Origin of the sequence: Achromobacter deleyi, assembly GCF_016127315.1 — a bacterium.
Taxonomy (GTDB): Bacteria; Pseudomonadota; Gammaproteobacteria; order Burkholderiales; family Burkholderiaceae_B; genus Achromobacter; species Achromobacter insuavis_A.
The window spans coordinates 3,238,928-3,265,402 of record NZ_CP065997.1 but is presented as its reverse complement, the minus strand read 5'-3'; the positions used below and the strand labels follow the sequence as shown (position 1 = coordinate 3,265,402).

Below are 26,475 nucleotides of genomic sequence, written 5' to 3'. Positions count from 1 at the left end.
CAACGGCGCGCATTCCGCGTGTCGTTGCAGACAGATCCCCTACCCGCAGGAGACCGCTCATGAATACTCGCCTTCCCCTCCGCCACTCTGGCGCCGGCCTGTTCGCCGCCACCGTCCTGGCCGCGTGCGGCACGCTCGGCGCCTCCCAGGCCATGGCGTACTCGCAAGACGCCCTGCCCGCCGACGTCCGCGTGCCCGGTGGCCACAAAGTGGCCTGGGAGACCGTGGGCTCGGGTGAAATCACCTACGAGTGCCGCGCCAAGGCCGAAGCGAAAGACCAGGCCGAGTGGGTTTTCGCCGGTCCGAAGGCCGTCCTGAACGACCGCCAGGGCAAGCAGGTCGGCACGTACTACGGCCCTCCCGCCACCTGGGAAGCGGCGGACGGCTCCAAGCTGACCGGCACCCAGGTCGCGGTGGCCCCGGCCGGCGCGGGCAACCTGCCCTATCAATTGGTCAAGGCCAATCCCGCCATGGGCGCGGGCGCCCTGACGGGCGTGGCCTATATCCAGCGCACGGCGCTCAAGGGCGGCGTGGCGCCGCAGACGCCGTGCACGACCGCCACCCTGGGCCAGCGCAGCCAGGTGGCCTACCAGGCCGACTACATTTTCTGGAAGGCGGACTGACACGGCACGGCTTGGCAGGCGGGCGGACTCCGGTAATATGCAGTCACACCGCCCGGGCCTGGCCCGGGTCCGTACTCACCGTCGCCAGGCCCGCGCTCATGCCGCATCGCCCCGCCCCGGATTTCGATTACGAAGCGGCTCTCAAGGAGTGCGCCGCGGGCCGCCGCGCGGCGCTCGAGGCGCTGTATCGGCAAGAGGGCCCGCGCCTGCTCGGCGTGGCCCAGCGCATCCTGCGCGACCGCGCTCGCGCCGAAGACATCGTGCACGACGCCTTCGTCAATATCTGGAAGCGAGCCGCCGGCTTTGACGCCACGCGGGGTTCGGCGCGCGGCTGGCTCTATAGCATCGCCCGCAACCTGGCCCTGAACGCCGTGCGCGACAGCCGGCACGAAACCGGCATGGACGAAGACACCGCGGCGGCCCTGGATATCCGTGACTCGATGCAGGCCTGGCACGACACGCACGACGCCTTCGAATGGCGCGACAGCGCCGGCCGCATCGGCCCGTGCCTGGAACAACTGGAGCCGGTGCGTCGCAACTGCCTGCTGCACGCCTACGTCGAGGGCCTGTCGCAAAGCGAGATCGCGCAGCGTATCGGCGCCCCCCTGGGCACCGTCAAGGCCTGGATCAAGCGCAGCCTGAAAGCGCTGAAGGAATGTCTGGCATGAGCGCGCTGCCCACGACACCGGAGGGCCTGGACGAACTGGCCGGCGAATACGTGCTGGGCACCTTGCCTGGCGCTCGCCGGCGCGAAGTCGAGGCCCGCCTGGAGCACGACGCCGCGCTGCGCGCCGCGGTCGACCGCTGGGAAGCGCGGCTGCTGCCGCTGGCCGACCTGACAACGCCGATCGACCCGTCGCCCGGCCTCTGGCCGCGCATCGCGGCCACGCTGGACGCCGGCCAGGTCGCGCCCGCCCGCAAGCCCCGGCGAACGCGCGCCGGACTCTGGGACAGTCTGTCGTTCTGGCGCGGCGCGGCCGCCTGCGGCCTGGCCGCGGCGCTGACCCTGACGGTCGCCCTGGCGCTGCGTCCGCTCTCGACGCCCGCGGCCACGCAATACATGGTGGTGCTGGTGGCGCCGCAGTCGCAGGCGCCGGGTTGGGTGATACAGGCCCAGGCCGGACGGCACGACGTGCAGCTGGTCCCGATTGCCGCCGTACAGGTGCCGCCGGACCGCGCCCTGGAATTCTGGACCAAGGCCGACGGCTGGTCCGCTCCGGTGTCCCTGGGCCTGGTCAAGCCCGGCGAGCCGGTGCGCATCCCGCTGGATGCCTTGCCGCCGCTGGAACCCAATCAGCTGTTCGAACTGACGCTGGAACCCGCCACCGGTTCTCCGATCGGCAGGCCCACCGGACCGATCCAGTTCATCGGCCGTGCGGTCAAGATGATGTAGCGCCAGCCGACCTATTTCTTGCGGAAGGGGTAGGCCTGCTGCGCCAGGAACGTGCCGGGCATGTCGTTGTCGAGGATGCCGTAGTTTTCCGGCAGCCGCTTGCCCGTGCCGCGCACCGCGGTGCCGAACAGGTAGTCGATGAACGACAGGTGGGCCGCGTAGTTCCTGTCGATCGCCTCGGTGTCGGACGAGTGGTGCCAGTGGTGGAAGTCCGGCGTCACGATGATGTAGCGCAGCCAGCCCCACGGCAGCTTGACGTTCGAATGGATCAGCACCGCCTGGAAGCCGACGATGATGATGTAGGCATCCAGCACCGGCTTGGAAAAGCCCAGCGCGAACAGCACGCCCAGCACCGCCACCCGCGTGATCAGCAGCTCGACGATGTGCAGGCGCGAGCCGGCCAGCCAGTCGAGCGTGCGGGTGCTGTGGTGCACCGCGTGGATGCGCCACAGGAACGGCACCTCGTGATACGCCCGATGCGCGGCGTACTGCACCAGGTCGGCCACCAGCACCGCCACGAACAGCTCGGCCAGATACGGCAGCGACTGGATCGCCTGCTGCAGCGGCTCGTAGGCGGCCCACGAGAACAGCCGGTGCACGAAGAAGTTGATGCACAGCAGCACCGCGCCCACCGACAGGTGGTTGAACAGGAAGTGCTTCATGTCCACCTGCCACTCGCCGCGGAACACCGGTTGGCCCGGATACAGCGGGAACAGCTTTTCGAAGATGATGAACACGGTGCTGGAGGCCAGCAGGTCGAGGATGAACCAGTCCAGGCCCAGGTAGGGATGGTGGCCGGTATTGGACGTGGTCACCACCACCTGGCTGCCGCCGGCGGCGACCGCGCCGCACACCAGCACGAACGCGACGATGTTGAGCCAGCGCTGGCGGCCGAACACGATGTTGGTCAGGGCGATGGTGCCGGACGCCAGCAAGGCCGCGAACAGCAGCGTGCGCATCGCGTCGACGGTGTAGAAGGTGCGCAGTTCGGGCGTCGTCAGGTACGCCGGGAAATGGAATGCCAGGACGCCCAGGACCGACAGGATCGCCAGGAACAGCGCGATCACGCCGGTGATCATCCCGGTCCCCGGGTGGATGCGGCCGTCCTGCTTGAACAATTCCAGGACCCGGCGATGGATGGGCGCACGCTGATTCATTTCTTTTTTATGGCAGACCACGGGGAAGCGAGTGTATCCCCGGTCTTTGAAAGCCATGTAAATAAACGTGAGGAGATGAGACCAGGCGATCTCCGGCCGCGACGCCCTTGCGCCGCGTCAATTCCCGCGCGCCGCCGCGGGCGCGGCGGGTTGACTTTGACGGGCCATTGCGATGTCATGGAACCGACAGCTCAATTACGGGCCGGCCCGCCGGCCCCGCGCAGCCCCCCTTCAACCGGATCACGCAAGAGGCCGTCATGTTCCCTGAGTACCGCCAACTGATTACCCGCCTGAAAGCCGAAAACGGACATTTCTCCGCCCTGTTCCAGCGCCACAACGACCTGGACCAGGAAATCAAGAACATGGAGGCGGGCATCGTGCCGGCCTCGGACACCAACGTCGAAGTCCTGAAAAAGGAAAAACTGCTGCTCAAGGACAAGCTTTACAGCTTGCTGCGCGCGGCGGACCAGGACGCCGGCTAGCCTGGCTTCAAGGCCCCCCCGCCACAAGGCGCCCATCTACGGGGCGCCTTTTTGTTGCCCACGTCCCGCGCCAGCGCCCATCACTCAGTCCGAGTTTCCATCATCAAACCGCTCAATGGGTGAATGGGTCCGGCAACAGGATCCGGTAGTCCCCGTCCCCCGTCGATCGCCATGCGCCCCCCGCCCTCCGCAGGCGCCGTCCTTTTCAACGCGCTTGCTGACATTAAGCTGAATAAATAAAATCCCCACATACGGTCGCCTGCCGACCACGTGAACAGGATGCCAAGGTGCAAGACAGAGATTTCAAGACCGGCGAGGCCGTCTCGCCGGTGACCGGCTGGGCCATGATGCCGTTGGTGGAACACGATTCGCTGCTGCTGCGGCTGGACTTCCTGAACGACCCGTCGCCCGCGGCGGCCACGCGCAGCGAACGGGGCCGCGTTTATGCCGTGACCTCCGAGCAATTACAGCTGCTGCTCGATTCCCTGCAGGCCCAGCTGGACAAGCTGCAACCCGGCCAGGGCGGCTCGCGCCATTGATCCCGAGCGGCGACATGACGCCGCCAGAAATTCAGTGTTGCTAAAGATAGATTAGGATCTTTAGATTCTCTAATTAAGCCGCAGCCGCTAGTCTGTCGCCCTTGATTCAAGGTACGACATGACCAGCGCCTTTTTCCCCGGTTTTTTCCTCAGCCTCAGCCTGATCCTGGCGATCGGCGCGCAGAATGCCTTCGTCCTGCGGCAAGGCCTGCGCCAGGAACACGTCTTTGCCGTCTGCCTGGTGTGCGCGGTATCGGATGCCGTGCTGATCGCCGCGGGTGTCGCCGGCTTCGGCCTGGCGTCGAACGCCCTGCCCTGGCTGGAACCGGTGCTGCGCTACGGCGGCGCGCTGTTCCTGCTGACCTACGCGGCGCGCAGCTTCCGCTCCGCGCTGCGCAACCACGGCAGCCTGACGCCATCGTCGCGCCAGGCCGCCGGGCTGGGCGCCACGCTGGCGACCTGCCTGGCCTTCACCTGGCTCAACCCGCACGTCTACCTGGACACCGTGGTCCTGCTGGGCTCGATCTCCAGCCAGTACGAGGGCCGCAAGGTCGCCTTCGCGCTGGGCGCCATGACGGCCTCGTTCGCCTTCTTCTTCACCCTGGGCTTCGGCGCCCGCCTGCTGCGGCCGGTGTTCGCCAGCCAGACGGCCTGGCGGATCCTGGACGCCCTGGTCGGCGTGGCCATGCTGGCGATCGCGGTCAAGCTGCTCTGGCCCTGACGGCCGCCGGCGTATTGCGGAACGTGACGCCCAGGCGGTTGAAAGCGTTCATCAGCCCGATCGATCGCCTTACAGCCCTCTGGAGCGGCGTGGGCATAGTCGATGGGATGGCCCATGATGAATCCTGATTTCTGTCTGTGAGAACGTCATGGCGCGACCGCATGGCGCTTTCCCATAGATCCCAGGAACAGGTTGCGTGCTGGGCCACGGGATGCCTGCGGCCAAGCCTCGGCCAGCCAGAAGCCAGGGCCCCAGGCGCTATCTCTTCAACCAATTCAGGTAGGCCGCTTCCATGCCTTCCGCCATGCCAGCGAGCGAGAACTTCTTCTCACTGCGCACGTAGGCGGCGCCTGCCGCGCCCATACGCTGTCGCAAGGTCGCGTCAGTGGCCAGCGTTTCCAGAGAGACGCGCAACGCGTCGACGTCGCCGTAGGGCACCAGCAACCCAGTCTCGCCATGCTTCACGACTTCGGGGACACCGCCCACACGCGTGCCGATAATGGGCAGTCCGCAGGCGGCCGCTTCGATGAATGAAGTGCCCAAGGCCTCGAACTGAGTGGCCAGTGCAAAGATATCGCTGGCTGCCAGCACGTTACCGACATCGGCGCGCCGGCCAAGAAAGTGCGTGCGCGCTTCGCAGCCGTATTGGCGAGCCATGTCATTGAGAGCATCGAGTTGCGAGCCTTCGCCCGCGAAAACCAGATGGATATCCGACGAGCCGTTCATCAGCGGCGCCGCCGCGGACAGCAGCAGGCCCTGGCCCTTCTGCGGACGAAGATGCGCGACGCAGACGATGACAATGGCGTCGCGGGAGATGCCTAGTTCTTCGCGTAGGCTGGAACGCCCATCGTTCGGCGTGATCGGAATGGCGTCGGACACTGTCGCGACATGACTTTGGGGCACGCCGCGCTCAAGCATCTGATTGGCGACATAGTCACTGACCGCAACCACCCGGTGCGGCAATCGCGTATAGCTCCATAGCGACCCCGGCCGTTTCGCCAGGTGACGGGTGCGCACGATCAACGGCGTGCCCGCAAGCCGGCCGGCCACCGCCGCGATCACGGTGTCCCGGCGGCTATGGGTATTCAGGACGTCGAATTTGCCGCGGGCCAGGATTCCGCGGATTCCGTATACCGCCCGGGTGTAGTTCGACACGCCGTCCATCAGGAATTCATGCACGCGGAACCCCTCGGCCTGCAGGCGCGACGATAGCTTGCTAACGGGTTGGCAGATTGCCTCGAGCGTATGGCCACGTTCGCGCAGCGCCACCATTTCGCGGAAGATCCGGTTTTCCTGGCCGCCGAAGGTCGTCGCCGCCTCGGAATGCATGATGCGCAATCGCATCTGGCCGCTGTCGCGCATCAGGGTGTCTCGCTTTGGGACAAAAATAGTGTCAAGGCCTCGGCGTAGAGGAAGTCCTCGTTCGAGATCACGCCGTAAGGAGTGATGGCCGCCAGTTCGATGTCCAGGCACTTGTCGTGCTGGCACGCCTGAATATTACCGGACAGGTCCATGCACAAATGCCAGCCAGCCGTCCGCAATCGGTTCAGGGTGTCGGAGGGTTGCAACACGGTCAGCACATAGGGCCCGACCGCTTCGGACATATGAGACGGGATCGCGCTCGCCAACCCCACATCCACAAGCCGCAGGGGCTTGCCATTGCCAGGATCAAAAGAAAACCGGAATAGTGCGGGTAGCCGAGAGCCCTGGAAATGCGGCATAAAAATGTTTCATTTGCAAATTGTTGTCGCATTTTAACAAACTCACCCCAATATGCTGGCTTTGGCATATAACGCGTCAACTTGTTGGTCTTATTTTTTTGAACCTCGGCGCCGAGCGGCGGGGGCGAGGTCAGCGGGGCAGGCGGCAGCTTACCACCTTCTGAATAAACGAGACGGCGTGTTCAATCAGGGCCGACGGCCCGGCGCAAATCGTCCTGACATGCGGATGTGGCGCCTGCGCGGCATGCAATGGCACACGGATCGCGTTTCCAGCGAGTACGAGCGCCTCAAGCCGCTCTGGCCCTGACGGCCGCCGGCGTATTGCGGAACGTGACGCCCAGGCGGTTGAAGGCGTTCATCAGCCCGATCGCATAGGTCAGGTCCGCCAGTTCCTTGTCGCTGAATTCGGCCGCGGCGGCGGCGTAGTCGGCATCCGGCACGCCGGTTTCGGCCACCCGCGTCACGCATTCGGCCCAGGCCAGCGCGGCCTGCTCGCGGGCGCTGAACAGCGCGCCGCCTTCGCGCCACACCGGCACCAGCACCAGCTTGTCCACCGCCACGCCCTGCTTGAGCAGGTCGCGGCTGTGCATGTCGATGCAGTAGGCGCAGCCGTTGATCTGCGAGACCCGCAGATACACGAGGTTGACCAGCGTCTCCGGCAGGCCGCACTGGCGCAGGTAGGCGTAAACGCCGCCGAATGCCTTGTAGCCCTCCGGGGCGGCTTGGGCATAGTCGATGCGATGGCTCATGATGAAAGTCCTGATAACTGTCTGTCGAAGACTCCATGCTGCGCCCGCGCGGCGTTTTGCGGTAGATCCAAGAACCGGGTTCCGGCGTGGGCCATGTCGCCGCCGGGCGGCGCGAGAACCGGCCGCGCCTGGGGTATCCTGCGCGACAGCACGCCGCGACGCGGCGCCAATGGCTCGACCGGACACAAGGAATCCCCGCGCATGAAACGCCTCCTGCCCCTGGTGTTTTCTTTCCTCGCCTGGCCTGCCCACGCCGCCTGCACGCCGCCGGCCCAGTGGGCGCGCACTTTCCAGCAGGCGCACGCCGACTTTCACGCCGCGCCGGACCGCCACGATCCCTCGCTGTTCACCCCGGCCTTCGACGCGGCCTTGCGCCGCGAGTGGGCCTACGCCCAGGGCGAGGTCGGCCATCTCGACTATGAGCCCTGGCTCGGCGCCCAGGATGGCGAAATCGGCGGCATACCGGTGTTCGAGACCGAATCCGAGCTCCGCGACACCGCGATCGTGGCGATGCGCTACCCCTTCGTGCTGGAACCCGGCGGCCCGCGCACCCAGCAGGTCGTGCACCTCGTGCTCAAGCGCGAGGCGTCGCCATGCTGGCGCCTGGACGACTTCATCACCCCGCTGGGCGATTCGCTGCAACGGTTGTATGCGGCGCCCCAGGACACGCCTCAGGAAAGCAGGCCTACGAGTCCTCCTGCTCCCGATACGCGCGTTCGCTAGCTTCTTCCTTCGATGACCCAGACCATGAACATGCAGACAAGGAGCAGGCCGAAGCAGATCCAGACCATGACGGTGGGCGCATCCGCCCGCCCCTGACGGATATCGGCGGCGACTTGATCGGGTGACACCAGGAGCTGCCCGTCGTGCGCCATCAACAGGACGCGCCGGTTGCTGAAGAACGGGTAGACGGATTGTTCGAACCAGACGATCCTCAGCTGTTTCCCCTGCATTGCCTCACGCACCTGCTTCACGTTACCGATAAAGCAGTTGGGGGTTGCGTAAGCCGGCCCCGTGCAGACATATTCCCATCCGTCCACCACCAGCAACGCAGAACGCGATTTGCCGACGGACTTGAACGTCGCGAGCCCGTCCGTGACGTGTATCTCCGACTGCTCGGGAAAACGCAACTTCATATCGTAGATCCGCGGCAGGATCAGCCCCGCGAAGCAGGCCAGGCAGAGGACAGACACCCAGGTTGTCCGGGGATGGGCCTTCATGTACCGCCATATCGTCCGCATTTTCATGCGACGGCAATATAGGCATGCCGGGTGACGGGCCGATGACGCCAATCGCGCACTGGGCGGTCCGAGATAAGACGTAGCGTCACAATCCCCCGTCCACCACGGCAATGGGCACGGGACGGGCTGCGGCCCCAAAGGCGGCCCCAAAGGCGGCCCCAAAAGGCGGCCCCAAAAGGCGGCCCCAAAAGGCGCAAGGCCTTGCAGGCTGATGCCTGCAAGGCCTTGAGTGGTTTGGTCGGGGCGGCGGGATTCGAACTCGCGACCCTCTGCTCCCAAAGCAGATGCGCTACCAGGCTGCGCTACGCCCCGAGGGTCGCAACTATACCAGATACCGGCGCGCCCCCGGCAAATCCCCCGCAGGCCCGTTCAGGCGACGCCCGGCCCGGCGATCCCCTGATTGACACCTATATAGTTGAAGCATAAATTAATTCGACATACCTAATAACGACATACATCGGGAACCACATGGCCAACGCCTCCTCTCCGTCCGCCTGGGCCACGCCCACGCGGACCACCTACACCGTGCTGTTCGTCTGCTGGCTGGCGATCCTGTTCGAGGGCTACGACGTCGGCGTCATGGGCGCGGTGCTGCCCGCCCTGGCCGACGACAAGAGCTGGAACCTGACGCCGATCGAGCTCGGCATGCTGGGCAGCTACGCGCTGGCGGGCATGTTCGTCGGCTCGTTCGCCGTCGGCACGCTGTCCGACCTGCTGGGCCGCCGGCGCATGCTGCTGGCCTGCGTCACGCTGTTCTCGCTGACCATGATCGGCGCGGCCTGGGCGCCGACGCCGACCTGGTTCGCGACGTTCCGGTTCATTGGCGGCCTGGGCCTGGGCGGCGTGATCCCGGTGGCGGCGGCCTTGACCATCGAGTATTCCCCGCCCGCCAGGCGCGGCTTCAACTACGGCGTGATGTATTCCGGCTACTCGCTCGGCATCCTGTGCTCCGCCGCGGTGGCCATGGCCGTGCTGCAGCACTGGGGCTGGCGTGCGGTGATCCTGGTGGGCGCCGCGCCGCTGCTGCTGGTGCCGGTGCTGGCGCGCCTGCTGCCCGAATCGCTGGAATACCTGCTGGCCAAGGGCGACGAGACCGGCGCCCGCGCCGTGGCGCAGCGCCTGGGCATCACGTCGCTGGAACCGTTCCGTCCGCGCGAAGTGACGGGGCAAAAGACCACCTGGCGCGATGTGATGGCCGCGGTGTTCGCGCCGCGCCACCTGCGCGCCACGCTGTGCTTCTGGGGCGCGCTGTTCCTGGGCATGATGCTGGTGTATGGCCTGAACACCTGGCTGCCGCAGATCATGCGCAAGAACGGCTACGACCTGGGCTCGAGCATCTCGTTCCTACTGGTATTCAGCCTGGCCTCGGCCATCGGCGGCCTGGTGCTGGGCCAGTTCGCCGACAAGAGCGAGCCGCGCAAGATCGTGGCGCTGTTCTACCTGGTGGGCGCCGTCGGCATCTACTGCCTGACCTACAACAATCCGCTGGCGGTCAATTACCTGTGGGTGGCGCTGGCCGGCATCGGCAGCATTTCGTCGTCGCTGATCCTGACCGGCTACCTAGCCGGCTACTACCCGGCGCATGCGCGCGGCGCCGCCACCGGCTGGGCGCTGTCGTTCGCCCGCATCGGCGCCATGAGCGGCCCCATCGTCGGCGGCTACCTGGCCGGCCTGCAACTGCCGCTGGCGTGGAATTTCATCGCGTTCTCGTGCGCGGCGGTGCTGGCGGCGGTGTTCGTGATCCTGATCCCGGGCCGCTACGCGGGCGGCGCGTCGACGCAGCCGGCGGCCGGCGCGCGCACGCTGGAGCAGCAGCGTTCCTGACGTTGCCCCCTGGCCGGACGCAGGGCACCGGCCAGTCGAAACGACAACGGCGCGCCCATCCGGGCGCGCCGCCGATACCACCGTGATGATGCACCCCAGGAACCCCGCCCGCCGGTCTCCCGCCGGGCGCGGTCCCCGCCGGCGATCAGCCGAAACGGCCGGTGATGTAGTCCTCGGTTTCCTTGCGCGAAGGCTTCACGAAGATCTGGTCGGTCTGGCCGAATTCCATCAGCTCGCCCAGGTACATGTAGGCCGTGAAGTCCGAGCAACGGGCGGCCTGCTGCATGTTGTGGGTCACGATGACGACGGTGTAGTCGTTCTTCAGTTCAGCGATCAGTTCCTCGATCTTGGCGGTCGAGATCGGATCCAGCGCCGAGCACGGCTCGTCCAGCAGCAGCACTTCCGGCTTGATGGCCACGCCGCGCGCGATGCACAGGCGCTGTTGCTGGCCGCCCGACAGGCTGTTGCCGCTCTGGTGCAGCTTGTCCTTCACTTCGTTCCAGAGCGCGGCCTTGCTCAGCGCCCATTCCACGCGCTCGTCCATCTCGCCCTTGGACAGGCGTTCGAACAGACGCACGCCGAAGGCGATGTTGTCGTAGATGCTCATGGGGAACGGCGTGGGCTTCTGGAACACCATGCCGACCTTGGCGCGGATCAGCGAGATGTCGGTCTTGGCGGTCAGCAGGTTCTCGCCGTCCAGGATGATCTCGCCCTCGGCGCGCTGGCCCGGATACAGCTCGAACATGCGGTTGAAGGTGCGCAGCAGCGTCGACTTGCCGCAGCCCGACGGGCCGATGAAGGCCGTGACCTTCTTCTCCTGGATCGACATGTTCACATTGCGGATCGCATGGAACTTGCCGTAGTAGAAGTTCAGGTTCTTGACCTCGATCTTGTTCTTGACGGCGGTAGCGGTGTTTTCCATTTGGTTTCCCTAGGTCCGGCGCGACGGGCGCGCCGGCAAAGCGATCTTTACTTGCGGAACATGTTGCGGGCAATGATGTTGATGCCCAGCACCAGCAGCGTAATCAGGGTGGCGCCGGCCCACGCCAGGTCATTCCAGTCCTTGAAGGGGCTGGCGGCGTATTGGTAGATCACGACCGGCAGGTTGGCCATCGGGCCGTTCATGTTGGTCGACATGAACTGGTTCGACAGCGCGGTGAACAGCAGCGGCGCGGTTTCACCCGAGATGCGGGCGATGGCCAGCAGCACGCCGGTGATGATGCCGGTCTTGGCGGCGCGATAGCACACCAGGGTGATCATGCGCCACTTGGGGCAACCCAGGGCGGCCGCGGCTTCGCGCAGGCTGTTGGGCACCAGCAGCAGCATGTTGTCGGTGGTGCGCACCACCACCGGGATCACCAGGATCGACAGCGCGATGGCGCCGGCCCAGCCCGAGTAGTGCCCGACCTGCGCCACGTACACGGCGTAGATGAACAGGCCGATGATGATGGACGGCGCCGACAGCAGCACGTCGTTCAGGAAGCGCGTGGCCGGCGCCAGCCAGCCGCGCTGGCCGTATTCGGACAGGTAGGTGCCGGCCAGGATGCCGACCGGCGTGCCGATCAGCGTGCCCACGCCCGCCATCATCACGCTGCCGAAGATGGCGTTGATCAGGCCGCCGGTCTGCCCCGGCGGCGGCGTGATCTCGGTGAAGAGCGTGTACGACAGCGCCGGCGCGCCCTTGAACAGCAGCGTCTGGATGATCCAGAACAGCCAGAACAGACCGAACACCAGCGTGCCCAGCGAGACGGTCAGCATGATGCGGTTGACCACCCGGCGCCGGCGGTACACGCCGTTCTGCATATTGAGTACGGATACAGCCATGATCTTTTCCTTGTGCGGCGGGATCAGGATTTCTTGCCTTCACCGGCCGACAGGCGGACCAGCAGCATCTTCGCCAGGGCCAGCACGATCGTGGTGATCAGGAACAGGATCAGCCCCAGTTCCAGCAGCGCCGACTTCTGGATGCCACCGGCTTCATTGAATTCGTTGGCCAGCGCCGAGGCGATCGAGTTGCCCGGCGAGAACAGCGAGCCCGACCACTTGAAGGCGTTGCCGATCACGAAGGTCACCGCCATGGTCTCGCCCAGCGCGCGTCCCAGGCCCAGCATGATGCCGCCAATGACGCCCGATTTGGTGAACGGCAGCACCACGCGCCACATCACTTCCCAGGTCGTGCTGCCCAGGCCGTAGGCCGATTCCTTCAGCATCGCCGGCACCAGCTCGAACACGTCGCGCATCACCGCGGCGATGAACGGGATGATCATGATCGACAGGATCAGGCCGGCGGTGAAGATACCGATGCCGAACGGCGGCCCGGCGAACATGCCGCCGATGATGGGCACGCTGCCCAGCGTGGCGATCAGGAACGGCTGCACGTACTGCTGGAACACCGGCACGAAGACGAACAGGCCCCACATGCCGTAGATGATCGACGGAATCGCCGCCAGCATCTCGACCGCGGTGCCCAGCGGGCGGCGCAGCCAGGTCGGCGACAGTTCGGTCAGGAAGATGGCGATGCCGAACGACACCGGCACCGCGATGATCAGGGCGATGGCCGAGGTCAGCAGCGTGCCGATGATGGGCACCACCGCGCCGTAGTTCTGCCTGACGGGGTCCCAGTCGTTCAGCCACAGGAACGACAGGCCGTACTTGGCCAGCGATTCGCGGCTGCCGTAGATCAGGGATACCAGGATCGCCGCCAGCAGGATGAACACCAGGAAGGCGAACAGGCGGGTCAGGTTCTTGAACAGCGCATCCATCAGCGCATTTTTATTTTGCTTCATAGGCGAAGGCGTGCCGGTAGTCACGGAATCCGCCACGCTGGGCGGGAGCGGCACACTATTATCCATTACCGCGCTCATGGATGGACTTTCCTTAGGAAACCTTGGGGGGAAACTACAGGTGGGTCCGGGAGACCCGCCCTGGCATCCGGCGGACCGGATGCCAGGGCAGTTGGTCGATGCTGGCGCGGGGCTGGGCCACCGCGCCAGGCACCTGCCTTTTACTTCCAGACGGCCTTGCCGTCGGCAGCCTTGACTTCGCCCCAGGCGGCGCGAATTTCCTTGGTCACGGCTTCCGGCAGCGGCACGTAGTCCAGGGCTTCAGCCGACTTGGCGCCATTCTTGAAGGCCCAGTCGAAGAATTCCAGGACAGCCTTGCCTTGGGCGGGCTTGTCTTGCGACTTGTGGACCAGGATGAACGTCGCGGCGGTGACGGGCCAGGAATCGGCGCCCGGTTCGTCGGTCAGCACCACGCCCATGCCAGGCGCGCTCTTCCAGTCAGCGTTGGCGGCGGCAGCGGCGAAGGCCTTCTGTTCCGGCTGGACGAACTTGCCGGCCTTGTTCTGCAGTTGCGTCCAGGCCAGCTTGTTCTGCTTGGCGTAGGCGTATTCGACGTAGCCGATCGAGTTCTTCAGCTGGCCGACGTAGGCGGCGACGCCTTCGTTGCCCTTGCCACCCTGACCCACGGGCCACTTGACGGCCTTGCCTTCACCGACTTGTTCCTTCCATTCCGGCGACACCTTGGACAGGTAGTTGGTCCAGCCGAAGGTGGTGCCCGAGCCGTCCGAACGGTGCACGACGATGATGTCGGCCGACGGCAGCTTCAGATCGGGGTTGAGCGCCTTGATGGCGGCGTCGTCCCACTTCTTGACCTTGCCCAGGAAGATTTCGGCCAGGACCTTGCCCGACAGCTTCAGCTTGCCCGGCTCGACGCCGTCGACGTTCACCACGGCAACCGTGCCGCCGATGACGGCCGGGAATTGCAGCAGACCGTTCTTTTCCAGGTCAGCCGCCTTCATGGGATCGTCCGAGGCGCCGAAATCGACGGTCTTGGCGATGATCTGTTGCTGGCCGCCGCCCGAACCGATCGACTGGTAGTTGACCGCGTTGTTGGTGGCAGCCTTGTAGTCCGACGCCCACTTGGCGTAGACCGGGTACGGGAACGATGCGCCCGCGCCGGTCACGTCGGCGGCCTGGACGGCGAAAACGGCGGCGCTCAGCGCGACACCCAGGGAAACTTGTTTGAAGACACGTTTGAACATCTTGGTTCCTTCTGTGCTCGTTAGAGGAGTCTTTGGCAGGCTTTCTACTGCCCGTCTTTCAGCGACCCTCGCATCTTAGAAGCCCAACGTGACAGGATAGTGACAGTCATAAACCCCCCCCCGGAGCGCTGCGCGCTTCCCCCCCAGGGGGGCGCCGGTGGCGGACCGGCGGAGCCGGATCCGCGCGGCCTGGCTTTGGGAGGGTGTGCCTCGGTGGGCGCGCGGCGCCTTTAGGGACGGATGGGTGCGGTGTGGCTTTGGGAGGGTGTGCCTCGGTGGGCGCGCGGCGCCTTTAGGGACGGATGGGTGCGGTGTGGCTTTGGGAGGGTGTGCCTCGGCGGGCGCTCGGCGCCTTCGGGGACGGAGGGGTGCGGTGTGGCTTTGGGAGGGCGTGGCTTGAAGGGCGCGTGGCGCCTTCAGGGACGGATGGGCGCGGTGCCCGGTGCCGGGAAAAAGGGCGGGCGTGTTCCGCCCGCCCGGGTGTTACGCGCCCAGCTTCTGCATCAGGTACTGATGCAGGTTGAAGGGTTCGCGGCGGCTGCGCACGCGGACGTAGTCGCCGTCGGCCTGTTGCTGCCAGGCCAGCTGGTTGTCGCGCAGGGCGAAGGTGAAGGCCTCGTCGATGACGCGCTTCTTGAGCGTCTTGTCGTAGATCGGGAAGGCGATCTCGACGCGGCGGAAGAAATTGCGGTCCATCCAGTCGGCCGACGACAGGTACACCGTCTCGGCGCCCTCGGCGTAGAAATAGAACACGCGCGAGTGCTCCAGGAAGCGCCCGACGATGGAACGCACCCGGATGTTCTCGGACAGCCCCGGCACGCCGGCGCGCAGCGCGCAGACGCCGCGCACGATCAGGTCGATCTTCACGCCGGCCTGGCTGGCCTTGTAGAGCTCCTCGATGATCTGCTCTTCCAGCAGCGAGTTCATCTTGGCCATGATGCGCGAACGCTTGCCCGCCTTGGCGGCGCGGGCCTCGGCGCGGATCAGCGCCACCATGCCGTCGTGCATGGTGAAGGGCGACTGCATCAGCGACTTGAGCGAGCGGCGCGCGCCCAGGCCGGTCAGCTGCGCGAACACCTTGTCCATGTCCTCGCACAGCTTGGGATCGGCGGTCAGCAGGCCGAAGTCGGTGTACAGGCGCGCGGTGCGCGGGTGGTAGTTGCCGGTGCCCAGGTGGGCGTAGCGGCGCAGGCGGCCCTTTTCGCGCCGCAGCACCACCGCCATCTTGGCATGGGTCTTGTGCGCCACCACGCCGTAGACCACGTGCGCCCCCACCTCTTCCAGCTTGGAGGCCCAGTTGATGTTGGTCTGCTCGTCAAAGCGCGCCATCAGCTCCACCACCACCGTCACTTCCTTGCCGGCGCGCGCCGCGGCCAGCAGGATCTTCATCAGCTCGGAATCCTCGCCGGTGCGGTAGATGGTCTGCTTGATGGCCATCACGTCCGGATCCAGCGCGGCGGCGGTCAGGAAGTCGATGACGGGCTGGAACGACTGATAGGGATGGTGCAGCAGGCGGTCCTGCTCGGCCACGGCCTCGAACAGATCGGCCGGCTTGTCGCCGACGCGGTCGAACGGCGCCGGCACCGGCGCGCGGTAGTCGGGGAACAGCAGGTCGGGCCGGTTGGGCGAGTTGCACAGCTGCATCAGGCGCGACAGGTTCACCGGACCCGGCACGCGGTAGGTGTCCTCGGCCTTGAGCGAGAACTCGCGCTGCAGGAAGGTTTCCAGCTCGACCGGCGTCAGCTTGTCGATCTCCAGGCGCACGGCGGCGCCGAAGTTGCGCTGCGACAGCTCGCCCTGCAGGGCGTGGCGCAGGTTGGTGACTTCTTCCTCGTCCACGAACAGGTCGCTGTTGCGCGTCACCCGCCACTGGTAGCAGCCCAGCATCTCCAGGCCCGGGAACAGCTCGCCGACGAAGGCGCGCAGCAGCGAGGTCAGCAGGATGTAGCCTTCCGGGTGACCGGACAGCTCCGACGGCATCTTGATCAGGCGCGGCAGCGCGCGCGGCGCCTGCACGACGGCGATCGAGGCCTGGCGGCCGAAGGCGTCGGCGCCGGACAGCGAGACGATGAAATTCAGGCTCTTGTTGTAGACGCGCGGGAACGGGTGCGCCGGGTCCAGCCCGATCGGGGTCAGCAGCGGCATCACGTCGCGGTTGAAGACATCCCGCGCCCATTCCTGCTGCTCGGCATTCCATTCCGACGCGTGGTGCAGCGCGATCCCCTCGGCCTGCAGCGCCGGCAGGATGGCGTCGTTGAGCAGCGCGTACTGCCGCCCCACCAGCTCGTGCACCGCCTGCTGGACGTTCTCGAACGCCTGGTCCGGCGTCATGCCGTCCGGGCCGACCGAGTTGGGCGACTGGCGTTGCTGCTCTTTCAGGCTCGAGATCCGGATCTCGAAGAATTCGTCCAGGTTGGAACTGACGATACAGACGTAGCGCAGCCGTTCGAGCAGGGGCGTACTGGGATTTTCCGCCATCGCCAGCACGCGTTCGTTGAATTTGAGCAGCGACAACTCGCGATTCAGGAGCAAGGGCTCGGCGGGCGGGCGTGTGGTCATACCGGATTCCATACGTAGGGAGAGCGTGGAGTTTTACTGCAAAAGGGTGACGGTTCTATGACACAGCGCCAAATGCGTAGCGTACGACAAAACCGGGACGCATAGAGCATCGTCTCCCGGCGCCAACTGCATGTTCCATAAGCGAAAACCCGCAGCGGAAGGCGCTGTCATATGGGGTCTCTATAATCAGGCCACCTCACAGCCAATATTACGAGCCGCATGGATCAACTTCTGGCCGCCGTGGACCTCGGGTCCAACAGCTTCCGCCTCTCCATCGGACGCATCGTTCAGCAGGACGGTACGCCCCAGATCTACCAGATCGATCGCCTCAAGGAAACCGTCCGGCTCGCCGCCGGACTGGACGCCGAAAAACGCCTCGGCGACGAAGCCATCGAGCGCGCCATCGCCGTTCTGGAACGTTTCGGCGAACGCCTGCGCAGTTTCCATCCCAACCGCGTGCGCGCGGTCGCCACCAACACCTTCCGGGTGGCACGCAATACCCGCGATTTCCTGCCCCGGGCCGAAGCCGCCCTGGGCTTCCCGATCGAAGTCATCGCCGGCCGCGAAGAGGCCCGCCTGATCTTCTCGGGCGTGGTCCACACCCTGCCGCCCTCGCCCAACAAGCGCCTGGTGATCGACATCGGCGGCGGCTCCACCGAAGTCATCATCGGCAAGGGCCACGAACCCGGCCTGATGTCCTCGCTCTATATGGGCTGCGTCAGCTACAGCCGGCAGTTCTTCTCGGACGGCATCGTCGACGCCCACCAGATGAAGCAGGCCGAACTGGCCGCGCGGCGCGAAATCGAAGTCATCGCCAAGCAGTACCGCAAGACCGGCTGGAAGGAAGCCTACGGCTCCTCCGGCACCGCCAAGGCGCTGTACGCCATCCTCACCGAAGGCGGCATGTCCGAGCGCGGCATCACCCGCGCCGGCCTGAGCAAGCTGAGGGACCGCATCGTGCGCGCCGGCCGCGTCATCCCCTCGGAGCTGCCCGGCATCAAGGTCGAGCGCGCCGATGTGCTGCCCGGCGGGCTGGCCATCATGAGCGCGCTGTTCGACGAACTGGGCATCGACATCATGCACACCGGCGATGGCGCGCTGCGCCTGGGCGTGCTGTACGACCTGCTGGGCCGCGACGACGAGCACGACAAGCGCGACGAATCGGTGCGCCAGTTCATGAAGCGCTATCACGTCGACGCCAACCAGGCCCGCCGCGTGCACCACGCCGCCCTCGGCCTGTTCGACACGATGATGCCCGAAGGCGCGGAGCGCGCCGAACTGCGCGCCGCCCTGGGCTGGGCCGCCGACCTGCACGAAGTGGGCCTGTCGATCGCCCACAACGCGTACCACAAGCACACCGCCTACGTGCTCGAGAACGCCGACATGCCGGGCTTTTCGCGCGCCGACCAGCAACTGCTGGCGCTGTTGGCGCTGGGCCACCAGGGCAAGCTGAGCAAGCTCGAACCGCTGGTGCGCAACCGCGCCCAGTGGATCGCCATTCTCAGCCTGCGGCTGGCCGTGCTGCTGTTCCGCCGCCGTGGCGAGATCGAACCCCTGCCCCTGACCGCGTCCATGCGCAACGATTCCATCGTGGTGCGCGTGAACCGCGACTGGCTCGCGCAGCACCCGCTCAGCGACTTCACGCTGCGCGCGGAAGAAGCCGAATGGTCGAAGGTGGGATTCTCGTTCGAACTGCTCGAGTTCTGAATCGCGTCCTGAAAACAGCGCGGCCCCGGACGCATCCGGGGCCGCGCGGCGAGACAGGCATCAGGCGCTAGAACGGCGAAAGATCCGTCTCGCGTTCGAGTTGCTTGAGCTCCAGGCGGAATGGCCGCGTTGCCCGCCGAATCAGTTTGATCTTCATACGGCGGAACAAGCGGCGCATGATCAGCGCTGACCGTTGGCCGTGGGTTGATCCAGGCCGAAATGGCGGCGATAACGCTCGTCCATGCCGTCCATCTTCAGCAGCACCGGGAAGTCGGCCGCGTTGAAATCCGGGTCCCAGGCGGGTTCGCCACAGACCGTCGCGCCCAGCTTCAGGTAACCCTTGATCAGCGGCGGCACGCGGGCCGGCAGCGTGCTGTTGAGCTTTTCCACCGGGTAGCGGTGCAGCGGCGTCACATGCGGCTGGCCTTCTTTCGGCAACTGCTTGGAAATCGTGCGCCAGACTTCGGCGGCGGTGACGCCGTCGTCGCGCAGGCTGACGCTGGCGCAGCCCAGCACGTACTGGTAGCCGCCGCGGCGCAGGTATTCCGCCAGGCCGGACCACAGCAGCATGATGACCGCGCCGTTGCGGTAGTCGGCGTGGGTGCACGAGCGCCCCACTTCCACCACCTCGTCGCGGATCGGGCCCAGGCCCGACAGGTCGAATTCGGATTGCGAGTAGTAGCCGCCGGCCTCGCGCGCCTTTTCGGGCGTGAGGATGCGGTAGGTGCCCACGACACGGCCGGTGTCGAGCTCGCGCACCATCAGATGCTCGCAGAAGGGATCGAAGCGATCGTGCTCGATTCCGTCCTGGGCATCGGGGAAGACCGCGCCCATGTCTTCGGTGAAGACGTCGTAGCGCAGGCGCTGGATCTGTTCAATTTCCTCGGCCGTGCGCGCCAGGCCGACCACCAGCACCCGTGCGGCGGGGCCCGTCCACGGTTCTGTAGCATTACGGCTTGGATTGATGCGTGCTAGTTCCAGCATTGCGCGAAGCTCCTAGAGAGTCCGGTCAGTTTGGACGCCCTGTATGTCAAAGACTTGACCAATATGTTACGTGACTATGAAGTTTAGTTCGGAGCGGTGCGGCCTTAATCCCGCAAAGTTCGACAAAACTTTACAAAACAATACTTATTTCTCACAAACAATGGCCATTCATCGCAAAGCAATGAATGGCCATGTCTGGTCCTGGTGGATTTGAGGTTATCCCAGGCTGGCCGCCAGCTTCTCGGCCGACGTCACCGCCAGGGTTTCGTCTTCGGCCTCGACCATCAGGCGCAGCTTGGGCTCGGTGCCCGAGGCGCGGATCAGCACGCGGCCGCGGTCGCCGAGTTCGGCCTCGACGGCCTGGCGCGCGGCGGTCAGGCCCGGATGGGTCTTCCAGTCCTGGCCCGGCGTCAGCGGCACATTGATCATCTTCTGCGGATACATGCGCAGGTCCTTGATCCAGTCGGCCATCGAGACACGGTTGCGGCGCAGCGCGGTCAGCACCTGCAGCGCGGCGACGATGCCGTCGCCGGTGGAGTGGCAATCCAGGCACAGCAAGTGGCCAGAGCTTTCGCCGCCGTAGAGCCAGCCGCGCGCCTGCATCTGCTCCAGCACGTAGCGGTCGCCCACGTTGGCGCGCTCGAAGCCCACGTTCAGGCGCTGCAGCGCGCGCTCGAAGCCGAAGTTGGTCATCAGCGTGCCGACCACGCCGTCCACCTTGCCGCGCTGCATGCGCTCGCGCAGGATCGCGTACAGCAGTTCGTCGCCGTTGTAGATGCGGCCATCGCCGTCCACCATCTGCAGGCGGTCGGCGTCGCCATCCAGCGCGATGCCGAGCTGGGCGCCGCGCGCCTTCACTTCCTTGGCCAGCTGCTCCGGATGCAGCGCGCCCACGCCCTTGTTGATGTTGAAGCCGTCCGGGTGCACGCCGATGGCATGCACTTCGGCGCCCAGCTCGCGGAACACGTGCGGCGCGATGTTGTAGGCGGCGCCATGGGCGGCGTCCACCACGATCGTCATGCCGTTCAGGTCGAGGTCGTTGGGGAACGTGCTCTTGCAGAATTCGATGTAGCGGCCCTGGGAATCCGACATGCGGCGCGCGCGGCCCAGTCCTTCGGAACTGACACAGCCCAGCGGTTCGTCCAGGGCGGCCTCGATCGCCGCCTCGATCTCGTCGGGCAGCTTCATGCCCTGGGCCGAGAAGAACTTGATGCCGTTGTCCTGGTACGGATTGTGCGAGGCGCTGATCACGATGCCCGCGACCAGGCGCAGCGTGCGGGTCAGGTAGGCCACGGCGGGGGTGGGGATCGGGCCGGCCAGCAGCACGTCAATGCCCGCGGCCGACAGGCCGGCCTCCAGCGCCGACTCCAGCATGTAGCCGGAGATGCGGGTGTCCTTGCCGATCACGACCTGCGGGCGACTGCCGCCGCGCACCGCGTGTTCGCGCGCCAGCACGCGGCCAGCGGCGTAACCCAGGCGCAGGGCGAATTCCGCGTTGATCACCGGGCCGCCGACTTCGCCGCGCACCCCATCGGTACCAAAATACTTGCGTTGAGTCATGAAGTGATTGCTCCTTGTTCAGCCGCCTGCCAGACCTTGAGCGCGTCGACCGTGGCCGCCACGTCGTGCACCCGCACGATCGAGGCGCCACGGGCCACACAGGCCAGGGCGGCGGCAATGCTGCCGGACAGCCGGTCGCCGACCGGCCGGCCGGTGGCGTGGCCGATCATGTTCTTGCGCGACAGGCCGATCAGCAATGGATAACCGCCGCTGCGCAGGCTCGACAGCCGGCGCAGCAATTGGAAGTTCTGGTCGGCGGTCTTGCCGAACCCGAAACCGGGGTCCAGCACGATGCGTCGGGGATCGATCCAGGCGGCGCGCAGCTTCTGTGCCCGCGCTCCCAGGAAGAGCCCGATTTCGCCAATCAGGTCGGAATATTCGGGCGGCGTCGCCTGCATGGTGCGCGGCTCGCCTTTCATGTGCATGACGCACAGTCCGCAGCGCGACTGCGCCACCGCCTCGATGGCGCCGGGCTGCCGGAAGCCGTAGATGTCGTTGATCATGTCGGCGCCGGCATCGAGCACGGCGCGCATGACCTCGGGCTTGAAGGTGTCGATCGACAGCGGCGTGCCGCAGTCGCGCAGCGCCTCGATCACCGGCAACAGCCGGTCCAGTTCGTCGGCGACCGACACCGGATCGGCGCCGGGCCGCGTCGACTCGCCGCCCAGATCGAGGATCTGCGCGCCTTCGTCGATCAGGCGGCGCGCATGCGCCACCGCGGCGTCGGTATCGTCGTGCTGGCCGCCGTCGGAAAACGAATCCGGCGTGACATTGACGATACCCATGACAAGCGGGCGCTCGAGATCAAACTCGAAGCGCCCGCAAAGGAAGTTATTCGCCATAAATCAGGACGAAAGACCTCAGACCGCGGCTGCCGTGTTACCGCCGGCGGCCAGGCCAGTCGGAGGCGTATCAGACGTATCCGACGGGCCTTGCGGCGTCTTCGGCGGACGCGGCGGGCGGCCCTCGATGATGTCGTTGATCTGGTCGGCGTCGATGGTTTCCCATTCGAGCAGCGCGGCGGTCATGACTTCGACCTTGTCGCGGTTGTCTTCCAGGATCTTGCGCGCGACGCCGTACTGCTCGTCGATGATGCGGCGGATCTCGGAGTCCACCTTCTGCATGGTGGCTTCGGACATGTGCGTGGTCTTGGTCACGCTGCGGCCCAGGAAGACCTCGCCTTCGTTCTCGGCGTAGACCATCGGGCCCAGCTCGTCGGTCATGCCGTAGCGCGTGACGATGTCGCGGGCGATGGCCGTGGCGCGTTCGAAGTCGTTCGAGGCGCCGGTAGTCATCTGGTCCATGAAGATCTCTTCGGCGATACGGCCGCCGAAAAGCACCGCGATGGTCGACAGCAGACGGCCCTTGTCCATGCTGTAGCGATCGGTCTCGGGCAGCTGCATCGTCACGCCCAGCGCACGGCCGCGCGGGATGATGGTGACCTTGTGGACCGGATCGGTCTTGGGCAGCAGGCGGGCGACGATGGCATGACCGGACTCATGGTACGCGGTGTTCTTGCGTTCCTCTTCGGGCATGACGATCGAGCGGCGCTCGGCGCCCATGATGATCTTGTCCTTGGCCTTTTCGAAGTCCGACATGTCGACCGTGCGGCCATTGCGGCGCGCGGCGAACAGCGCGGCTTCGTTGACCAGGTTGGCCAGGTCGGCGCCGGAGAAGCCCGGGCAGCCGCGCGCCAGGATGGTCGCGTCGACGTTGGGCGACAGCGGCACCTTGCGCATGTGGACCTTCAGGATCTGCTCGCGGCCACGGATGTCGGGCAGCGGCACCACGACCTGGCGGTCGAAGCGGCCCGGACGCAGCAGCGCCGGATCCAGCACGTCGGGACGGTTGGTGGCGGCGATCACGATGACGCCCTGGCCCGACTCGAAGCCGTCCATTTCCACCAGCATCTGGTTCAGCGTCTGCTCGCGCTCGTCGTTGCCGCCGCCCAGGCCGGCGCCACGCTGGCGACCGACGGCGTCGATTTCGTCGATGAAGATGATGCAGGGCGCGTGCTTCTTGGCGTTCTCGAACATGTCGCGCACGCGGGCCGCGCCCACGCCGACGAACATTTCAACGAAGTCCGAACCGGAGATGCTGAAGAACGGCACCTTGGCTTCGCCGGCGATGGCCTTGGCCAGCAGCGTCTTGCCGGTACCGGGCGAGCCGACCATCAGCACGCCGCGCGGAATGCGGCCGCCCAGCTTCTGGAACTTGCTGGGGTCGCGCAGGAAGTCGACCAGTTCCTGGACGTCTTCCTTGGCTTCATCGCAGCCGGCCACGTCGGCGAAGGTGATCTGGTTGGTGTTCTCGTCGAGCATGCGGGCGCGCGACTTGCCGAAGCTGAACGCGCCGCCCCTGCCGCCGCCCTGCATCTGGCGCATGAAGAACACCCACACGCCGATCAACAGCAGCATGGGGAACCAGGACACGAAGATGCTCATCAGCAGCGACTGCTCTTCGCGCGGCTTGCCCGAGACCTGCACACCGTACTTCAGCAGATCGGAGACCATCCAGAGGTCGCCCGGCGAGGTCAGCGTGTAGGCGCGGCCCGCGTCCGGCGTGACGTACAGCACGTCGCCGCCAGGGCCACCTTGCACGTCCACCTTGCGGATACGGCCCGCTTTGGCGTCATCCATGAACTGCGTGTAGGTCACGCCGTCCTGGGTCTGCGCGCGTCCGTCGAACTGCTTGAAGACCGTGAATAGCACGAGGGCTATCACCATCCAGACGGCGACTTTCGAAAATGAATTATTCAAGGTCGATCTCCTGCTTTCGATTCCGACCGGCGACCGCGCACCCGCATATGGCACAGTCACAAGTATGTCAATAGCCCATTCTACCCTGTCGGACCGGGTTGCGTCCTGGGAAAGGGCGGGGCCGCTAAGTTACGTCTGATTCGTGATTTTGCTGGTCGTTGTCTCGGCAGGCCGGCCGCCATCGGGCCGGTAGGTTCTTGTGACCGGGGCACGAGCCCCGGCGCGGGCTATTTCAGATCGCGGGCAACCAGAAAGGTTTCGGAGGACTTGTCCCGCGACGCCTTCGGCTTACGCTCGACCACCCGCTTGAAGTGCTGCTTGAAGGTTTCCACGATCTGCGAAAAGCCGGTTCCGTGGAATGCCTTGACGATCAGCGCCCCGTTGGGCTTGAGGTGAGCGAGGGAAAACTCCATCGCCAGCTCGCACACGTGCTGGATGCGCGCGGCGTCGGCGATACCCACGCCGGATAGGTTGGGGGCCATGTCGGAAATTACAAGGTCCACCGCGCGCGATCCGACCATGTCTTCCAATTGTTTCAAAATGTCATCTTCGCGGAAGTCGCCGAGGATGAATTCGACGCCCGCCACGGGCTCCATGGGCAGCATGTCCAGGGCGATGATGCGCCCGTCCACCACCCCGCCGGGTCCCGCCAGGCGCTCGCGCGCCACCTGGGACCAGCTGCCGGGAGCCGAGCCGAGGTCGACGACCAGGTCGCCACGACGCAGCAGTTTCTCGGTGTCGAGAATCTCGATCAGCTTGAAGGCGGCGCGGGCCCGGTAGCCCTTCTGTTGCGCCATCTTCACATAGGGATCGTTGATGTGCTGGTGAATCCAGTCTTTGGAGAATTTATTCTTGGCCATTACCGTACAATTCCACGCATGCCTATATTAGAACTTACCTCTCGTGAGCGCAGCGACCTTCGGTCCGCCGCTCACCCTCTGCGCCCCGTCGTCCTGATCGGCGACAATGGCCTGACCGAAGCCGTGCTCAAGGAAATCGACCTGGCACTCACTTCCCACGGCCTGATCAAGGTCCGGGCCGGCGGCGACGATCGCGAGGCCCGCGAGGCCATGCTGTCGACCATCTGCGACACCCTGTCCTGCGCCCCGGTGCACCACCTGGGCAAGACCCTGATCCTGTTCCGCCCGCTGGCCGGCAACATCAAGCCGCCGGTGCTGGCCGCCCTTGAGCCGGAACGCCCCGCCAAGCGCCGCGCCTCCGAGCCGCATACGCCCAAGAAGCTGGCCGCCGAAGGCAAGACCCTGGCCAAGCGTCCGCGCCGCTCCGAGACGGAAGAGCCCAAGCCGAAGACACGCTTCGTGCCGCAGGACCAGCTCAACAAGAACGGCAAGCCGATGCGTCCCGGCACCAAGAAAACCACTTCCGGCAGCCACGGCATCCCGCGCCGCGCCGGCAGCGCACTGAGCCTGCGGGCCGGGGCACGCAGCGGCACCAGCCGCAAGTCGTCGCCCAAGCGATAGTACCGCCAGGCACAAAAACGGGCGCTTTACGCGCCCGGTCCACCATAGTGTTCCGCAATCTTGCCGCGGGAATCCTTCCGGATGCCCGGTTCGGTCTATGGTGTTTTGCTGATTTTACCGCTCAGGGCCGGCGTTAGATGTAACGCACGCCCAGGACTTCATACTCGCGAACGCCAGCCGGGGCCTTGACCTCGACCACGTCGCCTTCGCTCTTGCCGATCAGCGCGCGCGCCACGGGGCTCGACACGGAGATCAGGTTCGCCTTGATGTCGGCTTCGACGTCACCGACGATCTGGTACGTCACGCGATCACCCGAATCCAGGTCCTCGATGTCGACGGTGGCGCCGAACACGGCACGACCTTCGGCCTCGAGCGAGCTCGGATCGATCAGGTGGGCATTGGAAAGCGTGCCCTCGAGCTCGGCAATCCGGCCCTCGATGAAACCCTGGCGCTCGCGAGCCGCGTCATACTCGGCGTTCTCCGACAGATCGCCCTGCGCGCGCGCTTCGGCGATAGCGTTGATGACGGCGGGACGTTCCACGGTTTTCAGCCGCTGGAGCTCTTCTTGCAAGCGCTCGGCCCCGCGCACGGTCAAAGGAATGGCAGACATGTCGTTTCCCAAACAAAAGTAGAAAACGCCCCCGACGGAGCGTTCTCGGTGTGAAGGTCCTGGACCTGACGCATGGGCGCCGTCGGATGCCAAGTCGTGACGGGCAACGTCTTGAGCGGAACACGGCCGGGGGCGGGCAAGGCTGAACCCGATGGATCCCCCGCTGCCCGCTCGGGCCGGCCCGCCGGACGAATGCGGCAAGCTGCGACCAAAACAAAACCCCGGCTCGGGTCGGAACCGGGGCAATCAAGGCCATATTGTGGTCAAAGTCCACGGGAATTGCAAGCCACCGGAGAAACCGGCGTTTTCGGCGCATTTCG

At 65.7% G+C, this 26,475-nt stretch carries 26 protein-coding genes and 1 tRNA gene; 10 read left to right on the top strand and 17 right to left on the bottom strand.

Annotated features, from left to right (window positions below; all coding sequences use genetic code 11):
* The first annotated feature begins 59 nt into the window (after nt 1-59).
* From I6I07_RS14770 to I6I07_RS14760, 3 genes are all read left to right on the top strand, one after another.
* Complete coding sequence (locus tag I6I07_RS14770) at nt 60-623, top strand: DUF3455 domain-containing protein (RefSeq protein WP_198487206.1); 564 nt, start codon at nt 60-62, stop codon at nt 621-623.
* Between the two features lie 98 nt (nt 624-721).
* A complete protein-coding gene (locus tag I6I07_RS14765; protein WP_198487205.1) occupies nt 722-1,291 on the top strand; it encodes a sigma-70 family RNA polymerase sigma factor in 570 nt (189 codons plus the stop codon).
* A complete protein-coding gene (locus I6I07_RS14760) occupies nt 1,288-2,016 on the top strand; it encodes an anti-sigma factor (RefSeq protein ID WP_420094579.1) in 729 nt (242 codons plus the stop codon). The genes I6I07_RS14765 and I6I07_RS14760 overlap by 4 nt, the downstream gene beginning before the upstream one ends.
* 11 nt (nt 2,017-2,027) lie before the next feature.
* Here the strand turns inward: I6I07_RS14760 and I6I07_RS14755 are convergent, their stop codons facing one another.
* Entirely contained in the window at nt 2,028-3,173 is a 1,146-nt protein-coding gene (locus tag I6I07_RS14755; RefSeq protein WP_198487203.1) for a sterol desaturase family protein, read from the bottom strand.
* Between the two features lie 257 nt (nt 3,174-3,430).
* On the opposite strand from I6I07_RS14755, the gene I6I07_RS14750 reads away from it, so the two are divergent.
* From I6I07_RS14750 to I6I07_RS14740, 3 genes are all read left to right on the top strand, one after another.
* Nucleotides 3,431-3,655 (top strand): YdcH family protein, encoded by a 225-nt coding sequence (locus I6I07_RS14750; protein WP_006390670.1) that lies wholly within the window; start codon nt 3,431-3,433, stop codon nt 3,653-3,655.
* Between the two features lie 287 nt (nt 3,656-3,942).
* Complete coding sequence (locus I6I07_RS14745; RefSeq protein WP_198487202.1) at nt 3,943-4,194, top strand: hypothetical protein; 252 nt, start codon at nt 3,943-3,945, stop codon at nt 4,192-4,194.
* 118 nt (nt 4,195-4,312) lie between these two features.
* Nucleotides 4,313-4,915, top strand: coding sequence for a LysE/ArgO family amino acid transporter (locus tag I6I07_RS14740; protein WP_198487201.1), 603 nt, complete (start codon nt 4,313-4,315; stop codon nt 4,913-4,915).
* 258 nt (nt 4,916-5,173) lie between these two features.
* Here I6I07_RS14740 and I6I07_RS14735 read toward each other — a convergent pair whose 3' ends face one another.
* The 3 genes from I6I07_RS14735 to I6I07_RS14725 form a co-directional block, all read right to left on the bottom strand.
* On the bottom strand, nt 5,174-6,277 hold the full coding sequence (locus I6I07_RS14735) for a glycosyltransferase family 4 protein (RefSeq protein WP_232626088.1): 1,104 nt from the start codon (nt 6,275-6,277) through the stop codon (nt 5,174-5,176).
* Entirely contained in the window at nt 6,277-6,636 is a 360-nt protein-coding gene (locus I6I07_RS14730) for a hypothetical protein (protein ID WP_198487200.1), read from the bottom strand. The genes I6I07_RS14735 and I6I07_RS14730 overlap by 1 nt, the downstream gene beginning before the upstream one ends.
* Before the next feature lie 287 nt (nt 6,637-6,923).
* Nucleotides 6,924-7,385 carry a carboxymuconolactone decarboxylase family protein gene (locus I6I07_RS14725; RefSeq protein ID WP_198487199.1) on the bottom strand — a complete coding sequence of 154 codons (462 nt, stop codon included), beginning with the start codon at nt 7,383-7,385 and terminating at the stop codon, nt 6,924-6,926.
* A 201-nt stretch (nt 7,386-7,586) separates the two neighbouring features.
* Here I6I07_RS14725 and I6I07_RS14720 point away from each other — a divergent pair, with 201 nt between their 5' ends.
* The gene (locus tag I6I07_RS14720; RefSeq protein WP_198487198.1) at nt 7,587-8,108 is read left to right on the top strand and encodes a hypothetical protein; all 522 of its coding nucleotides are present in this window, start codon (nt 7,587-7,589) and stop codon (nt 8,106-8,108) included.
* Here I6I07_RS14720 and I6I07_RS14715 read toward each other — a convergent pair.
* Together I6I07_RS14715 and I6I07_RS14710 are read right to left on the bottom strand one after the other, a co-directional pair.
* A complete protein-coding gene (locus I6I07_RS14715; protein ID WP_198487197.1) occupies nt 8,105-8,605 on the bottom strand; it encodes a hypothetical protein in 501 nt (166 codons plus the stop codon). The two genes, I6I07_RS14720 and I6I07_RS14715, sit on opposite strands and share 4 nt — an antisense overlap.
* A gap of 256 nt (nt 8,606-8,861) precedes the next feature.
* Nucleotides 8,862-8,938: transfer RNA gene (locus I6I07_RS14710), tRNA-Pro, on the bottom strand.
* A gap of 156 nt (nt 8,939-9,094) precedes the next feature.
* Here I6I07_RS14710 and I6I07_RS14705 point away from each other — a divergent pair.
* Nucleotides 9,095-10,450 carry an MFS transporter gene (locus tag I6I07_RS14705; protein ID WP_198487196.1) on the top strand — a complete coding sequence of 452 codons (1,356 nt, stop codon included), beginning with the start codon at nt 9,095-9,097 and terminating at the stop codon, nt 10,448-10,450.
* 145 nt (nt 10,451-10,595) lie between these two features.
* On the opposite strand, the gene pstB is transcribed toward I6I07_RS14705, so the two are convergent.
* The 5 genes from pstB to ppk1 form a co-directional block, all read right to left on the bottom strand.
* Nucleotides 10,596-11,372 (bottom strand): phosphate ABC transporter ATP-binding protein PstB, encoded by a 777-nt coding sequence (pstB, locus tag I6I07_RS14700; protein WP_006385463.1) that lies wholly within the window; start codon nt 11,370-11,372, stop codon nt 10,596-10,598.
* Between the two features lie 47 nt (nt 11,373-11,419).
* Nucleotides 11,420-12,274, bottom strand: a complete 855-nt coding sequence (gene pstA, locus I6I07_RS14695; RefSeq protein ID WP_198487195.1) for a phosphate ABC transporter permease PstA — start codon at nt 12,272-12,274, stop codon at nt 11,420-11,422.
* Nucleotides 12,275-12,297: 23 nt separating this feature from the next.
* Nucleotides 12,298-13,314, bottom strand: a complete 1,017-nt coding sequence (pstC, locus tag I6I07_RS14690) for a phosphate ABC transporter permease subunit PstC (RefSeq protein ID WP_198487194.1) — start codon at nt 13,312-13,314, stop codon at nt 12,298-12,300.
* 140 nt (nt 13,315-13,454) lie between these two features.
* Nucleotides 13,455-14,495 (bottom strand): phosphate ABC transporter substrate-binding protein PstS, encoded by a 1,041-nt coding sequence (gene pstS / locus I6I07_RS14685; RefSeq protein WP_198487193.1) that lies wholly within the window; start codon nt 14,493-14,495, stop codon nt 13,455-13,457.
* 483 nt (nt 14,496-14,978) lie between these two features.
* The gene (gene ppk1, locus I6I07_RS14680) at nt 14,979-17,054 is read right to left on the bottom strand and encodes a polyphosphate kinase 1 (RefSeq protein ID WP_198487192.1); all 2,076 of its coding nucleotides are present in this window, start codon (nt 17,052-17,054) and stop codon (nt 14,979-14,981) included.
* Nucleotides 17,055-17,273: 219 nt separating this feature from the next.
* On the opposite strand from ppk1, the gene ppx reads away from it, so the two are divergent.
* Nucleotides 17,274-18,761 carry an exopolyphosphatase gene (ppx, locus tag I6I07_RS14675; protein ID WP_198487191.1) on the top strand — a complete coding sequence of 496 codons (1,488 nt, stop codon included), beginning with the start codon at nt 17,274-17,276 and terminating at the stop codon, nt 18,759-18,761.
* A 180-nt stretch (nt 18,762-18,941) separates the two neighbouring features.
* On the opposite strand, the gene I6I07_RS14670 is transcribed toward ppx, so the two are convergent.
* The 5 genes from I6I07_RS14670 to I6I07_RS14650 all read right to left on the bottom strand — a co-directional run bounded on the left by I6I07_RS14670 (nt 18,942) and on the right by I6I07_RS14650 (nt 24,924).
* The gene (locus I6I07_RS14670) at nt 18,942-19,745 is read right to left on the bottom strand and encodes a GNAT family N-acetyltransferase (protein WP_035359337.1); all 804 of its coding nucleotides are present in this window, start codon (nt 19,743-19,745) and stop codon (nt 18,942-18,944) included.
* A gap of 216 nt (nt 19,746-19,961) precedes the next feature.
* On the bottom strand, nt 19,962-21,305 hold the full coding sequence (gene glmM / locus I6I07_RS14665) for a phosphoglucosamine mutase (RefSeq protein WP_198487190.1): 1,344 nt from the start codon (nt 21,303-21,305) through the stop codon (nt 19,962-19,964).
* Entirely contained in the window at nt 21,302-22,147 is an 846-nt protein-coding gene (folP, locus tag I6I07_RS14660) for a dihydropteroate synthase (protein WP_198487189.1), read from the bottom strand. Before folP ends, glmM begins: the two co-directional genes overlap by 4 nt.
* An 18-nt stretch (nt 22,148-22,165) precedes the next feature.
* The gene (gene ftsH / locus I6I07_RS14655; protein ID WP_198487188.1) at nt 22,166-24,064 is read right to left on the bottom strand and encodes an ATP-dependent zinc metalloprotease FtsH; all 1,899 of its coding nucleotides are present in this window, start codon (nt 24,062-24,064) and stop codon (nt 22,166-22,168) included.
* Between the two features lie 227 nt (nt 24,065-24,291).
* Nucleotides 24,292-24,924 carry an RlmE family RNA methyltransferase gene (locus I6I07_RS14650; protein ID WP_061073685.1) on the bottom strand — a complete coding sequence of 211 codons (633 nt, stop codon included), beginning with the start codon at nt 24,922-24,924 and terminating at the stop codon, nt 24,292-24,294.
* A gap of 18 nt (nt 24,925-24,942) precedes the next feature.
* Here I6I07_RS14650 and I6I07_RS14645 point away from each other — a divergent pair, with 18 nt between their 5' ends.
* On the top strand, nt 24,943-25,545 hold the full coding sequence (locus I6I07_RS14645) for a YhbY family RNA-binding protein (protein WP_020926788.1): 603 nt from the start codon (nt 24,943-24,945) through the stop codon (nt 25,543-25,545).
* A 133-nt stretch (nt 25,546-25,678) separates the two neighbouring features.
* On the opposite strand, the gene greA is transcribed toward I6I07_RS14645, so the two are convergent.
* Nucleotides 25,679-26,155: a transcription elongation factor GreA gene (gene greA / locus I6I07_RS14640; RefSeq protein ID WP_006390687.1), complete on the bottom strand. Its 477-nt coding sequence runs from the start codon at nt 26,153-26,155 to the stop codon at nt 25,679-25,681.
* Nucleotides 26,156-26,475: the final 320 nt, after the last annotated feature.

Coding starts and splice junctions, on each gene's coding strand:
- I6I07_RS14770 (WP_198487206.1), top strand. CDS start 60: ATGAATACTCGCCTTCCCCTCCGCCACTCTGGCGCCGGCCTGTTCGCC.
- I6I07_RS14765 (WP_198487205.1), top strand. CDS start 722: ATGCCGCATCGCCCCGCCCCGGATTTCGATTACGAAGCGGCTCTCAAG.
- I6I07_RS14760 (WP_420094579.1), top strand. CDS start 1,288: ATGAGCGCGCTGCCCACGACACCGGAGGGCCTGGACGAACTGGCCGGC.
- I6I07_RS14755 (WP_198487203.1), bottom strand. CDS start 3,173: ATGAATCAGCGTGCGCCCATCCATCGCCGGGTCCTGGAATTGTTCAAG.
- I6I07_RS14750 (WP_006390670.1), top strand. CDS start 3,431: ATGTTCCCTGAGTACCGCCAACTGATTACCCGCCTGAAAGCCGAAAAC.
- I6I07_RS14740 (WP_198487201.1), top strand. CDS start 4,313: ATGACCAGCGCCTTTTTCCCCGGTTTTTTCCTCAGCCTCAGCCTGATC.
- I6I07_RS14735 (WP_232626088.1), bottom strand. CDS start 6,277: ATGCGCGACAGCGGCCAGATGCGATTGCGCATCATGCATTCCGAGGCG.
- I6I07_RS14730 (WP_198487200.1), bottom strand. CDS start 6,636: ATGCCGCATTTCCAGGGCTCTCGGCTACCCGCACTATTCCGGTTTTCT.
- I6I07_RS14725 (WP_198487199.1), bottom strand. CDS start 7,385: ATGAGCCATCGCATCGACTATGCCCAAGCCGCCCCGGAGGGCTACAAG.
- I6I07_RS14720 (WP_198487198.1), top strand. CDS start 7,587: ATGAAACGCCTCCTGCCCCTGGTGTTTTCTTTCCTCGCCTGGCCTGCC.
- I6I07_RS14715 (WP_198487197.1), bottom strand. CDS start 8,605: ATGAAGGCCCATCCCCGGACAACCTGGGTGTCTGTCCTCTGCCTGGCC.
- I6I07_RS14705 (WP_198487196.1), top strand. CDS start 9,095: ATGGCCAACGCCTCCTCTCCGTCCGCCTGGGCCACGCCCACGCGGACC.
- pstB (WP_006385463.1), bottom strand. CDS start 11,372: ATGGAAAACACCGCTACCGCCGTCAAGAACAAGATCGAGGTCAAGAAC.
- pstA (WP_198487195.1), bottom strand. CDS start 12,274: ATGGCTGTATCCGTACTCAATATGCAGAACGGCGTGTACCGCCGGCGC.
- pstC (WP_198487194.1), bottom strand. CDS start 13,314: ATGAGCGCGGTAATGGATAATAGTGTGCCGCTCCCGCCCAGCGTGGCG.
- pstS (WP_198487193.1), bottom strand. CDS start 14,495: ATGTTCAAACGTGTCTTCAAACAAGTTTCCCTGGGTGTCGCGCTGAGC.
- ppk1 (WP_198487192.1), bottom strand. CDS start 17,054: ATGACCACACGCCCGCCCGCCGAGCCCTTGCTCCTGAATCGCGAGTTG.
- ppx (WP_198487191.1), top strand. CDS start 17,274: ATGGATCAACTTCTGGCCGCCGTGGACCTCGGGTCCAACAGCTTCCGC.
- I6I07_RS14670 (WP_035359337.1), bottom strand. CDS start 19,745: ATGCTGGAACTAGCACGCATCAATCCAAGCCGTAATGCTACAGAACCG.
- glmM (WP_198487190.1), bottom strand. CDS start 21,305: ATGACTCAACGCAAGTATTTTGGTACCGATGGGGTGCGCGGCGAAGTC.
- folP (WP_198487189.1), bottom strand. CDS start 22,147: ATGGCGAATAACTTCCTTTGCGGGCGCTTCGAGTTTGATCTCGAGCGC.
- I6I07_RS14650 (WP_061073685.1), bottom strand. CDS start 24,924: ATGGCCAAGAATAAATTCTCCAAAGACTGGATTCACCAGCACATCAAC.
- I6I07_RS14645 (WP_020926788.1), top strand. CDS start 24,943: ATGCCTATATTAGAACTTACCTCTCGTGAGCGCAGCGACCTTCGGTCC.
- greA (WP_006390687.1), bottom strand. CDS start 26,155: ATGTCTGCCATTCCTTTGACCGTGCGCGGGGCCGAGCGCTTGCAAGAA.